This is a genomic window from Cupriavidus sp. 291-E7 (genome assembly GCF_057798835.1).
In genome coordinates, this window is sequence record NZ_JBYOJV010000011.1 from 99,647 (window position 1) to 112,563 (window position 12,917).

Annotated in this window: 11 protein-coding genes; 4 read left to right on the forward strand and 7 right to left on the reverse strand. The window is 65.5% G+C overall.

The genetic code is table 11. The features are described from left to right. Nucleotides 1–4: 4 nt before the first annotated feature. Both AC3FLX_RS20180 and phaC read right to left on the reverse strand, forming a co-directional pair. Nucleotides 5–1,183: an acetyl-CoA C-acetyltransferase gene (locus tag AC3FLX_RS20180; RefSeq protein WP_488699079.1), complete on the reverse strand. Its 1,179-nt coding sequence runs from the start codon at nt 1,181–1,183 to the stop codon at nt 5–7. A gap of 75 nt (nt 1,184–1,258) precedes the next feature. Beyond that, nucleotides 1,259–3,142, reverse strand: a complete 1,884-nt coding sequence (phaC, locus tag AC3FLX_RS20185) for a class I poly(R)-hydroxyalkanoic acid synthase (protein ID WP_488699080.1) — start codon at nt 3,140–3,142, stop codon at nt 1,259–1,261. A 320-nt stretch (nt 3,143–3,462) separates the two neighbouring features. On the opposite strand from phaC, the gene AC3FLX_RS20190 reads away from it, so the two are divergent. After that, on the forward strand, nt 3,463–3,696 hold the full coding sequence (locus AC3FLX_RS20190; RefSeq protein WP_488699081.1) for a hypothetical protein: 234 nt from the start codon (nt 3,463–3,465) through the stop codon (nt 3,694–3,696). On the opposite strand, the gene pgeF is transcribed toward AC3FLX_RS20190, so the two are convergent. Together pgeF and AC3FLX_RS20200 are read right to left on the reverse strand one after the other, a co-directional pair. After that, nucleotides 3,693–4,505 carry a peptidoglycan editing factor PgeF gene (pgeF, locus tag AC3FLX_RS20195; RefSeq protein ID WP_488699182.1) on the reverse strand — a complete coding sequence of 271 codons (813 nt, stop codon included), beginning with the start codon at nt 4,503–4,505 and terminating at the stop codon, nt 3,693–3,695. The genes AC3FLX_RS20190 and pgeF overlap by 4 nt on opposite strands. Then, entirely contained in the window at nt 4,495–5,733 is a 1,239-nt protein-coding gene (locus AC3FLX_RS20200; RefSeq protein ID WP_488699082.1) for an RluA family pseudouridine synthase, read from the reverse strand. The genes pgeF and AC3FLX_RS20200 overlap by 11 nt, the downstream gene beginning before the upstream one ends. Here AC3FLX_RS20200 and AC3FLX_RS20205 point away from each other — a divergent pair. Then, the gene (locus AC3FLX_RS20205) at nt 5,717–6,547 is read left to right on the forward strand and encodes an outer membrane protein assembly factor BamD (RefSeq protein ID WP_488699083.1); all 831 of its coding nucleotides are present in this window, start codon (nt 5,717–5,719) and stop codon (nt 6,545–6,547) included. The genes AC3FLX_RS20200 and AC3FLX_RS20205 overlap by 17 nt on opposite strands. A gap of 260 nt (nt 6,548–6,807) precedes the next feature. Continuing rightward, nucleotides 6,808–6,993 (forward strand): response regulator transcription factor, encoded by a 186-nt coding sequence (locus tag AC3FLX_RS20210; RefSeq protein ID WP_488699183.1) that lies wholly within the window; start codon nt 6,808–6,810, stop codon nt 6,991–6,993. A 33-nt stretch (nt 6,994–7,026) separates the two neighbouring features. Here the strand turns inward: AC3FLX_RS20210 and yoaA are convergent, their stop codons facing one another. The 3 genes from yoaA to AC3FLX_RS20225 form a co-directional block, all read right to left on the reverse strand. Further along, nucleotides 7,027–9,084, reverse strand: a complete 2,058-nt coding sequence (yoaA, locus tag AC3FLX_RS20215; protein WP_488699184.1) for a DNA repair helicase YoaA — start codon at nt 9,082–9,084, stop codon at nt 7,027–7,029. Nucleotides 9,085–9,303: 219 nt separating this feature from the next. Further along, the gene (locus tag AC3FLX_RS20220) at nt 9,304–9,507 is read right to left on the reverse strand and encodes a YdcH family protein (RefSeq protein ID WP_488699084.1); all 204 of its coding nucleotides are present in this window, start codon (nt 9,505–9,507) and stop codon (nt 9,304–9,306) included. A gap of 61 nt (nt 9,508–9,568) precedes the next feature. Continuing rightward, complete coding sequence (locus AC3FLX_RS20225) at nt 9,569–10,348, reverse strand: hypothetical protein (protein WP_488699085.1); 780 nt, start codon at nt 10,346–10,348, stop codon at nt 9,569–9,571. A 165-nt stretch (nt 10,349–10,513) separates the two neighbouring features. On the opposite strand from AC3FLX_RS20225, the gene AC3FLX_RS20230 reads away from it, so the two are divergent. Then, nucleotides 10,514–12,874 carry a Tex family protein gene (locus AC3FLX_RS20230; protein WP_488699086.1) on the forward strand — a complete coding sequence of 787 codons (2,361 nt, stop codon included), beginning with the start codon at nt 10,514–10,516 and terminating at the stop codon, nt 12,872–12,874. Nucleotides 12,875–12,917: the final 43 nt, after the last annotated feature.

The window sequence follows — 12,917 nt, forward strand, 5'->3', positions numbered from 1 at the left end:
CCTTTCAGCGCTCCACTGCCAGCGCCACGCCCATGCCGCCGCCGATACACAGCGAGGCCAGGCCCTTCTTCGCGTCACGACGCTTCATTTCATGCAGCAGGGTCACCAGAATGCGGCAGCCCGATGCGCCGATCGGATGGCCGATGGCAATCGCGCCACCGTTCACGTTGATCTTCGACTGATCCCAGCCCATTTGCTGATGGACGGCCAGCGCCTGAGCGGCAAAAGCCTCGTTGATTTCCATCAGGTCCAGGTCCTTGACCTCCCAGCCCGCGCGCGACAGGCAGCGCTTGCTGGCCGGCACCGGGCCCATGCCCATCACGGCCGGGTCCACGCCGGCGTTGGCGTAGGCCTTGATGGTGGCCAGCGGGGTCAAACCCAGTTCCTTGGCCTTGGCGGCCGACATCACCACCACGGCGGCGGCGCCGTCGTTCAGGCCCGACGCATTGGCGGCGGTGACCGTGCCGGCCTTATCGAAAGCGGGCTTCAGGCCGGCCATGCTTTCCAGCGTGGCGCCCTGTCGCACGAACTCGTCGGTCTTGAAAGCCACCGGGTCGCCCTTGCGCTGCGGAATCAGTACCGGGACGATTTCCTCGTCGAACTTGCCGGCCTTCTGGGCGGCCTCGGCCTTGTTCTGCGAGCCGACGGCGAATTCATCCTGGGCTTCGCGCGTGATGCCGTATTCCTTGGCCACGTTCTCGGCCGTGATACCCATGTGGTACTTGTTATAAACGTCCCACAGGCCGTCGACGATCATCGTGTCGACCAGCTTGGCATCGCCCATGCGGAAGCCGTCACGCGAGCCAGGCAGCACGTGGGGAGCGGCGCTCATGTTTTCCATGCCACCGGCCACAACGATCTCGGCTTCACCGGAGATGATGGCGTTAGCGGCCAGCATCACGGCCTTCAGGCCCGAGCCGCACACCTTGTTGATGGTCATGGCAGGCACCATGTCCGGCAGGCCGGCCTTGCGCGACGCCTGGCGTGCCGGGTTCTGGCCCGAGCCGGCGGTCAGCACCTGGCCCATGATCACTTCGCTCACCTGGTCCGGCTTCACACCGGCGCGCTCAAGCGCGGCCTTGATCACGATGGCGCCCAGTTCCGGCGCGGGAATCTTCGCCAGGGAGCCGCCGAACTTGCCAACTGCGGTACGGGCTGCGGAAACAATGACGATGTCGGTCATTTGAGGTCCTTTCAAGAAAGCGGATCGCGGATCGGTTCGATATGGGCCGGGCATGTCGCCCGCCCCTTGTAAAAATCAGGCGCGCTGTTTGACGTAGCGGCCCGGCGCAGGTTCGATCGCCGGGTAGTGGACGTTGCCGAACGCCTCGGGCGCCGCGCGCTTCTGACCAGCCTGCTTGCCCAGCCAGGCCATCCAGTCGGGCCACCAGCTGCCCGGATGCTCCTGTGCGCCGGCCAGCCATTCGTGAGCCGACGTGGGCAGCGCGTCGTTGGTCCAGTGGCTGCGCTTCTTCTTGGCCGGCGGGTTGATCACGCCAGCGATGTGGCCCGACGCACCCAGCACGAAACGAAGTTTGTTGTTGAGCAGCGCGCTCGATGCATAGGCGGCGGTCCAAGGCACGATATGGTCTTCGCGCGAGCCGTAGATATAGGTCGGCACGTCGATCGCGCCCAGGTCCACCGGCGCGTTGCATACCGTCAGCTTGCCGGGCACCTTGAGTTCGTCCTGCAGGTACGTATGACGCAGGTACCAGCAGTACCAGGGCCCCGGCAGGTTGGTGGCATCGCCGTTCCAGAACAGCAGGTCGAACGGCACCGGCGTGTTGCCCTTCAGGTAGTTGTCGACCACGTAGTTCCAGACCAGGTCGTTCGGCCGCAGGAACGAGAACGTATTGGCCAGTTCCACGCCACGCAGCAGACCGCACGGCGCACCGGCCGCGCCGCCCAGCGTGGCTTCGCGCAGCTGCACGTGCGCTTCATCCACAAAGACGTCGAGGATGCCGGTATCGGTAAAGTCGAGCAGCGTGGTCAGCAGTGTCAGGCTGGCGGCCGGCTTCTCGCCGCGAGCGGCAAGCACGGCCAGCGCGGTGGAAATGATGGTCCCGCCGACGCAGAAACCAAGTACGTTGATCTGGTCCTGGCCGCTGATATCGCGCGCCACCTCGATTGCGCGGATCGCCGCGTGCTCGATGTAGTCATCCCAGGTGCGCTCCGCCATCGAGGCATCGGGGTTTCGCCACGACACCAGGAACACCGTATGACCGTTCTCCACGGCGTGGCGAACCAGCGAGCTTTCCGGCTGCAGATCGAGGATGTAGTACTTGTTGATGCACGGCGGCACCAGCAACAGCGGGCGAGCGTGGACCTTGTCGGTCAGCGGCTTGAACTGCAGTAGCTGGAAGTATTCGTTCTCGTAGACAACGGCGCCTTCGGTAACGGCCACATTGCGGCCCACTTCGAACGCGGTCTCGTCGGTCTGCGAAATCTTGCCGCGCCCCAGGTCTTCCAGCATGTTGCGCACACCGTTGCGCAGCGATTCACCGCCCGATTCGATCAGGCGTTGCTGGGCGTCCGGGTTCGTGGCCAGGAAGTTGGCGGGCGACATGGCGTCTACCCATTGCGACACCGCGAAGCGGATACGCTGGCGCACCTTCGAGTCGGCCTCCACGGCATCGGCCAGTTCCGTCATGGCGCGCGCGGTCAGCAGGTAGAAGGCAGCGGTATAGCGATACGGCGCGTTGTTACGCCAGGCCGGGCTGGCGAAGCGGCGATCGGAGAGGCGCTGGCTCGCGGCACCGGCGTCGCCATTGGCGGCTGCCGTGCCATTGGCGGTCATGGCGCTTCCGCCCATTTCGCGCCAAAGCTCCGCAAAATCGGACATGTACCGTTGCTGGATACCCGCCAACTGGTCCGGCGCGATCTTTACCGCCGAGCCATTCGCGCCGCCAGCCGGAAACGCCTGCTGGAACGCCTTGGCAAAGGCATCGCCCGCGGGAAAACCACCAGGGAACGCGCCGGCCAATCCTGCCGGAAAACCAGGCGGCATGTCGCCGTTGGTTTCAGGTACCCACTGACGGGACCATTCCAGCCATGCGGCTGGATCGAATGGCCCCGGCGCAAATTGAAACGGTTGGGACTTGTCTTCCTGTCCGGAAGCTGCCGCACCTTTGCCGGTCGCCATGATGTGATCGTCTCTCTGCCAGTCTTGATGGATGACAGGCTCGGGGTAACTGTCTCCCGACCCGCCCCGTATCCGGGTTGCGTTCGCAAGCGGCCTGGGGCTGCTTGCTTCTTACGCTATGCTTGCCGGCGAAACCCTGGGAAAGCTTCCCGGTTCCGATACATTTCGAGGCATTGTTGCCTTGCAATGTAGAGGCTGTCAATGCGGAATTCCGCATTGCCATGCGGCGGCCCGGGAAGTGAAGCCCGACCTACCGGACGGTAATCCTGGCGCGGGTTGCCAGACAACTGCGCCCCTTACCCGAGCGAGATGAAACTCTGATGTATATCGTGGCAATTGGCTGGATCTACGTCGCCCTGATGATGGCCATCACCGAGACCAACATCGTCGCGGGCGTCGCCACGTTCCTGCTGTACGGACTGGCACCGGTGTCGATCGTCATGTACATCATGGGAACGCCGGGCCGCAGGCGCCGGCGCAAGGCTCGGGAGGCCCAGGAAGCCACGGCGGCGCAGGCGCCGCGGCCTCTGGACGACAGGGAGACCGGCGCTTAATCCGCCAGCCAGACCAGCGTGGCCATGCGGCCCGTGGTGCGATCGCGGCGATAGGAGTAGAAGCGGTCCGGATCGCTGACAGTGCAGGCATCGCCGCCAAACACCTGAGTGCAGCCGGCACGCGCCAGGCGGATGCGCGCCAGCGCGTAAAGATCGGCGAGGTATTTCCCGGGTGCGCCGGCCACGAACGCGGCTTCCACGGACGCGCGCTCCTCCGGCAGCGCCTGCTGCAGGAATGCCTCGCGCACCTCGGCGCCTACCTCGAAGGCCGCGGGGCCGATCGCCGGCCCCAGCCATGCCAGCCATTGCGCTTGCCCACCGGAGCGCGCCGCCATGCGCGCCAGGGTGGCTTCGATCACGCCATCGCACAGCCCGCGCCAGCCAGCATGGGCGGCGCCGACCACCGTCCCCGCCGTATTGCACAGCAGCACGGGCAGGCAATCGGCCGTCATGATCGCGCACACATGGCCGGGTGCCGTGCTTACGCTGGCATCGGCACGCGGCACGTCGTCGCCATCCTCGTCCGCCGTCGCCACCCCGCATCCGTGCACCTGTTCCAGCCAGCGCGGCATGGCAGGCAGATGGCTCGCCAGCCGCGCGCGGTTGGCCCCCACCGCAATCGCATCGTCGCCGACGTGCGTGCCGAGATTGAGTCCGCCGGCGCTGCCATCGGCCAAGCCATACGGCCCCGTGCTCACGCCACCGTGCCGCGTGGTGGACAGCGCGCGCACGCGGGCCGGCGCTGGCCAGTCGGGGACGATCCAGCCAGACGCACCGGTTGCCATGCCGGCCATTGCTTCAGTCGTCATCGTCATCGGCCTCCCCTTCGTACCATTCGGGCTCACCCTCTTCCTCGTCGTCTTCCTCCGCATAGCGTTCGAAGTCGAGCGCGTCGATCAGCGCCTGCAGATCCTCGGGCGGCTCGGCCTCCCACGACTTCTTGCGGCCCGTTACGGGATGCACCAGCCCGAGGCGATAGGCGTGGAGCGCCTGGCGCGTAAACGGCACCGGCAGCGGTACGCGCACGGCCGGACGCTGGCCGCGCTGCGTGGCCTTGTGATAGACCGGATCCCCCACCAATGGGTGACCAATCGACTCGAAATGAACCCGAATCTGGTGCGTGCGACCGGTTTCGAGCTGGCACATCACCATCGATACCTTGGAACGGCCGAGCGGCACCGTGCCAAGCGTCTCGAAATGCGTCCGTGACGGCTTGCCGCTGTTGGTATGCACGATGGCCATGCGCGTGCGCTCGCGCGGGTCCCGGCCGATCGGTGCGTCGATGGTGCCGTCGTCAGGCGTTTCGCCCCAGACCAGCGCAAGGTAGGTCCGCTTGACCGTGCGCGCCTGCAGCTGCCGGACGAGGTCCGTCTGCGCCGTCAGCGTACGAGCCACCACCATCAGCCCCGACGTTTCCTTGTCGAGCCGGTGCACGATGCCCGCGCGCGGCAGACGCGCCGCATGCGGGTCGCGGTGCAGCAGGCCATTCAGGACCGTACCGCTCCAGTTGCCCGCGGCAGGATGCACGACCAGCCCGGCGGGCTTGTTGATGACCAGCACCGCATCGTCTTCGTACACCACGTCGAGCGGCACATCCTCGGCCGTGAAGGCCTGTGACTCAGGGGCTGCCTGCGGGTGGATCTCGATCTGCTGCCCCATCTGGACAGATGCCTTGGCGCGGCTGGGCTCGCCGTCCACGCGCACGGCGCCCTCCTCGATCCATTGCTGAAGGCGGCTGCGCGAGAATTCACTGAAGTGCCGTGCCAGCAGTTTGTCGAGCCGTTCGCCGTGGGCCGCGCTGTCGACTTCCAGGTACAGCGGGACCAAATCTGGCGCGACAGGCGCCGTTTCGGGCACCTCCTCGTTAAACTCACCGGCATCGTCGAACTGGTCGTCCAGGTCCTCGGATTCGGCGCCGGTCACTTCCGGCTTTTCGGTGTGGCGTTCCAGACCGGTTTCGGTCCTGGGGCTTCGGCTATAATGCTTGGCGCTATTTTTTTTCATCCGGAACAGGTTGCCCATGCAATTGCAGAGCATGAAACGCGCGGACTGGCGCGCGAAAATTGGAGCGGTTTTGCTCGCAGGCGGATGCGTCATGCTGTCTGCATGCGGCCTGCTGGGAGACCAGCCTGACGAAACGGCAGGCTGGTCGGCCAACAAATTATATTCGGAAGCCAAGGATGCCCTCGATGGCGGCGACTACGCACGCGCCGTCAAGCTCTACGAGAAGCTCGAAGGCCGCTATCCGTTTGGCCGCTACGCACAGCAGGCACAGATCGATACGGCCTACGCCAGCTACAAGGACGGCGAGACCGCGGCAGCCCTGGCTGCCGTGGACCGTTTCATCCAGCTGCACCCGAGCCACCCGAACATTGATTACGCCTACTACCTGAAGGGCCTGATCAACTTCAACGACAACCTTGGCTGGCTGGGCCGCTTCTCGGGCCAGGATCTCAGCGAGCGCGACCCCAAGGCCGCGCGCGCCGCCTATGACGCGTTCCAGACCCTGGTCACGCGCTATCCGGACAGCAAGTACGCACCCGACGCCACGCTGCGCATGCAGTACATCGTCAATGCGCTGGCCCAGCACGAAGTGCACGCCGCCCGCTACTACTACCGCCGCGGCGCCTACCTGGCGGCCGTCAACCGCGCGCAGCAGGCACTGAAGGACTACGACGGCGCACCGGCGAACGAGGAAGCGCTGTACATCATGGTGCGTTCGTACGATGCCCTGGGTATGAAGGACCTGCGCGACGACGCCGCACGCGTGATGGAACGCAACTACCCGAACAGCGACTTCATCAAGTACGGCGAGCGCCGCAAGGACAAGTCCTGGTGGGAAGTGTTCTGATGGACTGAACTGCCTTATTGGCAGTAAAAGGTGTCTCAAGAAGGCCGAGACCTGGAAACAGGCTCGGCCTTCCTGTTTTTGTGCGCCAGGGCAAGCGCCGAATCCAGCGGCCTTCCAGCTTCAGACTCGTGCCGGGCTTGTATGGACCCGCATGGCACCGCCATCTCCACCAGTCCGTTCTGGACGCCATAGCGGCATAGGTTTCAACCACATCCATTGCCTTCGACGCACTGTCAGAAGACTCGCTCGACACCACGCTGCTGAGTCCGAGCGAGATCGAAGTGCTGCGGCTCTATGCCGGCGGCATGTCGGTGTCCGAGGTTTCCGAGCGCCTGAACCGCAGCATCAAGACCGTCAGCACCCACAAGCGCAAGACCATGAAGAAGCTTGGCATCCATACCGATACCAACCTCTTTCAGTATGCGCAGAAGAATGGATTGGCGTAACCGGCACGAACGGCCGGTCCGTGGCACAACGCTTTAATTGCTAGACGGCGCCTGCTCGGCGTCTTCGCCGGCCGGCGCGCGCAACCCTTCGAGAAAGCGAATGACCGTATCGGCCTCGCGCGTGCGCGTGAACGGCGGCAGGCTCTGCCAGATCTGCCGGCCGTAGGGCTTTTCCACGAGCCGCGTATCGCAGATGGCCAGCACGCCGCGATCCGATTCCGAGCGGATCAGCCGGCCGGCGCCCTGCTTCAGCGTGATGACAGCATGCGGCAGCTGATGCACGGCGAATGGACTCAGCCCCTTTTTCTGCAGGACTTCCATGCGCGCGGCCAGCACCGGATCGTCGGGCGGCGCAAACGGCAGCTTGTCGATGATGACCAGCGACAGCGCCTCGCCGCGCACGTCCACGCCTTCCCAGAAACTCTGGCTGCCGACCAGCACCGCGTTGCCCAACTGACGGAAGCGGTCGAGCAATTCAGTGCGGCTGGCCTGGCCTTGCACCAGCAGCGGGAGGTTGATGCCACGGGCGGCAAACAGGTCGTAGAGCATGTCCGACGCCTTCTGCACGGCACGCAACGTGGTGCAAAGCAGGAACGTGCGGCCACCTGCCGCCTCGATCAGCGGCAACGCCTTTTCCACCACGGCCTCGGTGAACTGCGGCGAATTCGGTGGCGGCATGTCGCGCGGCACGTACAGCAGGCCTTGCTTCGCGTAGTCGAACGGACTCGGCAGCGTCAGCGACTGTTCCTTGTTCAATCCGAGCTGGGCGGCGTAGTGGGCGAAATTGCCCTTTACCGAGAGCGTGGCCGAGGTGAAGACCCACGCGCGCGGCTGGCCCTCGCGCTGCCGCGTGAAGATCGGCGCGATCGACAGCGGCGTGCGGTGCAATTGCACGGTGTGCGAGAAGACTTCCACCCATCGCACGGTGTCGGGGCCAAGCTGGGCCGGCTCCGCGACGGGCGCGACGTCTTCGGTCGTGCCGGCCGTCTCGCCTTCGGCCGGTGCCGCGGGCGCGGGCGGCGGGCCAACCCGGTCGTCGCGCCAGGCTTCCAGCCGCTGCGACAGCTCCACCGCGCGGCGGTGGCATTGCTCCAGCGTTTCCGCGCGCTCCGCCTGCGACTCCAGCGCTTCGACAAAACTCGAGAGCGCTTCTTCCAGTGCATCGAGCGTTTCGTAGAACGGTTCGGCCGTGCGCGGATCGGCGTCGATCTGGCCCATCGCCATGCGCAGGTTGTCGCGGCCGAATGCCAGGCGCAGATCGCGTGCCGCGCGCTCCAGCGGCGCGCCTAGGGCCACCCAGTCGACCGCATCGCGGGCGTGGGACAAGCCCTCCGCTACGGTGTCGCGCGCCAGCTCCAGCAGTTGGCTCGTCGACAACGTCTCGCCAAAGAACAGCGTCGCGGTTTCGGGCAGCTGGTGGGCTTCGTCGAAGATCACGGTGTTGGCGGCGGGTAGCAGCTCGGCCATGCCCGTGTCGCGCAACACCACGTCGGCAAAGAACAGGTGATGGTTCACGACCACAACGTCGGCCTGCTGCGCCTCCTTGCGCGCGCGCATCACAAAGCATTCCTTGTAATGCGGGCATTCGCTGCCCAGGCAGTTGTCGCGCGTGGACGTCACCATCTGCCAGACAGGCGCGTTCTCCGGCACGGCCGCAAGCTCGGCCTTGTCGCCCGTGGCGGTGGTCTTGGCAAAATTGCCGATATCGCGCAGCCACGCGGCGTCCTGCTTCGATGCGAGCCTGCCGTTGGCCTGCGCGCGTTCAAGGTGGTAGTGGCACAGGTAGTTGGCGCGGCCCTTGAGCAGCGATACCGATACCGGCACGTTCAGCGCGTGCCGCACCGTCGGAATATCGCGCAGGAAAAGCTGATCCTGCAGGTTCTTCGTTCCAGTGGACACGATGACCTTGCCGCCCCAAAGCATGGCCGGCACCAGGTAGGCAAAGGTCTTGCCCGTGCCGGTGCCTGCCTCGACGATGACTGTGTCGTTACGCGCGATGGCATCGGCCACGGCCTCGGCCATCTTGTGCTGCGATGCGCGCGGACGATAGCCGGGGATCGCCGTGGCCAGCGTGCCGGTCTCGGCGAACATCGCCGAAAGCTGCGCGGATTGCGTGGCTACCTGGCTGGCGGATGCCGCGGCGATGGCATCGCCCAGCGATTCGGCGGTGTCATGGGCGTCAGGCGACTCGGCGGCGGCGGCGGCGGCGGCGGACAGGAGATCGTCGGTGGGTTCTGGCAAGGTGGGGTATTCGTTGATGCCCGCGGCATGTCGCCAAGCCGCGGGAAATATCTGGTGCAGGGCCGCGCTTCAGGCTGGAACGTCGGGTTCCAGCTGCAACTGCAGCAAGGTGATCGCATCCTTGAGCTTCAGGCGACGCTTCTTCAGGCGCCGCAGCTGCAGTTCATCGTGGGCGGGATCGGCGGACAGGCGGTCGATCAGGAAGTCCAGATCACGGTGTTCGATCTGTAGCTCGATGACCTGCCGCTCCAGCGTATTGAGATTTTCATCCATGATGCGCCTTCGTACTCCACGGCGGCGGCCGCTGGCCTCCGCCTGACCCTGCATTGGAGAATCAGAAGCCGAACGGGCTCGGCGTCGAACCCTGGCCCTGCTTCTGCTTTTCCTCGGCATTGGCGCGCCGTTCGTCCAGATCCTTCTGGCGTTGCGCGGCGTCGGCCTGCTTCTGCTGATACGTCTTGACGTTTTCCTGCCGCTGGCGCGCCTGCTCGGCCCCCTTCTGCTGGGCTTCCTTCATGCGCGAGCTGAAATCGTCCTGCTTCTGCTGGTACGCCTGCGCGTTGGCCGCGCGCTGCGGTGCCTGCTGGCCGGCCTGCGCGTCACGCAGCGCCTGCTCCTGCTGCTTGCGGTCGAAGGCCTGGCGGCTGGCCTGCTCGTTGGCCGCGCGGCCTGGCTGGCTGGCTTCGTACTCGGCACGGCGGATGGCCTGCTCGCGGTCGCGTTTCGCGGCATTGAAGGTACGCTCCGAATCGCCTACCTCCAGTTCCTTGGCCCGTAGCACGTGCAGTTCCTCGCGCTGGGCATCCTTGGCCTTCTCGATGCAATGATTGACCAGGAACTTGCTGTAGCACTCGCGTTCAGCCTGCGCGAACCGGTAATTGGTCCAGGCGCGCGAATCGCCAATCGCCTTGCGTTCGGCGTCGAAGTCGCGCGGCTTGCCTGGGTCCGGCGGGATGGCGGTGGACGTGAGCGCGGCGGCGGGTGCCGATGCCTGTGCATGGGCCACGCCCAGGGGCGCGGCCAGCAACAACGCCGCGAGCGCGAGCGTGGATACCGGGAAAGAAGTCATGTAAACCGGGCGAGCCATGACGACCAGAAGGGGCTTGACGATCATGCCGCGATTCTAGCATCCGGGGCCACGTCATATCCCGCTCCAGGTGCCGCCCACGCGCCATTGGCGCCCAACATCGAAAAGACGGGGTAAAAGGTGTCTTCCCGTCACCGGACCGATGCTGCGCTTGTGGCACAATGCCCCGCTTTCGACTGACTCGTTTTCTCGATGTCCAATCTGCCTGCTTCCGTCCTGCAAAAGATTGTGTCGCTGATCGCGGCCGAACTGTCCGTGCAACCCCGCCAGGTGGCGGCTGCCGTCGACCTGTTGGACGAAGGTGCCACGGTGCCGTTTATCGCCCGCTACCGCAAGGAAGTCACGGGCAACCTGGACGACACCCAGCTGCGTACGCTGGAAGAACGCCTGCTGTACCTGCGCGATATGGAAGACCGTCGCGCCACGATCCTGGCGTCCATCGAGGAACAGGGCAAGCTGACCGACGAACTGCGCACGGCCATCGAAGCGGCCGAGACCAAGCAGACGCTGGAAGACCTCTACCTGCCCTACAAGCCCAAGCGTCGCACGCGTGCCCAGATTGCCCGCGAATGCGGCCTGGAGCCGCTGGCCCTGGCGCTGCTGGCGGACCCCTCGCTCGATCCGCAGGCCGAGGCCGCGAAGTACGTCAACGGTAACCCGACTGCAGATGGCGGGGTGCCGGACGTGAAGGCCGCGCTCGATGGCGCCCGCGACATCCTGTCCGAGCAATTCGGCGAAACGGCCGATCTGCTGGGCAAGCTGCGCGACCATCTGTGGAACAACGGCGTGGTGACGTCCACCGTGATGGAAGGCAAGGAAACCGCCGAGGAAGAGAAGTTCCGCGACTACTACCAGTACAGCGAAACCATCCGCACCGTGCCGTCGCACCGCGCACTGGCACTGTTCCGCGGCCGTAACGCGGGCGTTCTGATGGTCAAGCTGGGGCTTGGTGAAGAACAGGACGCGATGGTGCCGCACCCGTGCGAGACGATGATCGCTCGCCATGTCGGCATCGAGAACCGCAGCCGTCCGGCCGACAAATGGCTGGCCGATGTTTGCCGCTGGTGCTGGCGCGTCAAGGTGCAGCCGCACCTGGAGACCGAACTGCTGACGCAGCTGCGTGAAACCGCTGAAGGCGAAGCCATCAAGGTGTTCGGCCGCAACCTGCACGAGCTGCTGCTGGCCGCGCCGGCCGGCCCGAAGTCCGTGATGGGTATCGATCCGGGCATCCGGACCGGCTGCAAGATCGCCGTGGTGGATACCACGGGCAAGCTGCTGGACACCGCCACGATCTATCCGCACGAACCCCGCCGCGACTGGAACGGATCGCTGGCCACGCTGGCACGCCTGGCCAAGCAGCACAACGTGGCGCTCTGCTCGATCGGCAACGGCACCGCCAGCCGCGAGACCGACAAGCTCGTGCAGGATCTGATGAAGGGTGCGCCGGAACTGAAGCTGACCAAGATCGTCGTCAGCGAGGCTGGCGCCTCGGTGTATTCGGCATCGGAGCTGGCTGCCAAGGAATTCCCGGAACTGGACGTGTCACTGCGCGGCGCCGTATCGATTGCCCGCCGTCTGCAGGACCCGCTGGCCGAGCTGGTCAAGATCGATCCGAAGTCCATCGGCGTGGGCCAGTACCAGCACGACGTGAACCAGCGCGAGCTGGCACGCACGCTGGACGCCGTGGTGGAAGACTGCGTGAACGCCGTGGGCGTGGACGTCAACACCGCATCGGCGCCGCTGCTGGCGCGGGTGTCGGGCCTGAACTCGGTGCTGGCGCGCAACATCGTGGATTTCCGCGATGCCAACGGCGCCTTTACCAACCGCGAATCGCTGAAGAAGGTGCCGCGCCTGGGCGACAAGACGTTCGAGCAGGCCGCTGGCTTCCTGCGCATCAACACCGGCGATAACCCGCTGGACCGCTCGTCGGTGCACCCGGAAGCGTATCCGGTGGTGCAGAAGATTCTGGACCACATCAAGAAGGGCCTGTCCGACGTCATGGGCAACCGCGACGCGCTGCGCGGCGTGTCGGCGCAGCAGTTCGCCGACGACAAGTTTGGCCTGCCGACCGTGCGCGACATCCTGACCGAACTCGAAAAGCCGGGCCGCGACCCGCGCCCCGAGTTCAAGACCGCCACGTTCCAGGAAGGCGTCGAGGACGTGAAGGATCTGCTGCCGGGCATGATTCTCGAAGGCGTGGTCACCAATGTGGCGGCCTTCGGCGCATTCGTCGATATCGGCGTGCACCAGGACGGCCTGGTTCACATCTCGGCGCTGTCGACCAAGTTCGTCAAGGACGCGCACGAAGTGGTCAAGGCCGGCCAGATCGTCAAGGTCAAGGTGATGGAAGTGGACGTCAAGCGCAACCGAATCGGCCTGACGATGCGTCTGGACGACGAACCCGGCCAGCAGGCCGCGCGTGCCGGCGGCGGCGACCGTCCGGCCGATCGCGGTCAGCGCAATGGCGGCGGCAATCGCGGCTTCGGCGGCAACAACCGCCAGTCGGAACAGCAAGGCGCGATGGCCGCTGCGTTTGCCAAGCTGAAGCGCTGAAGGCACGGCGCCGGCCCTGGCTGGCGCCCGCCGATAACATCAT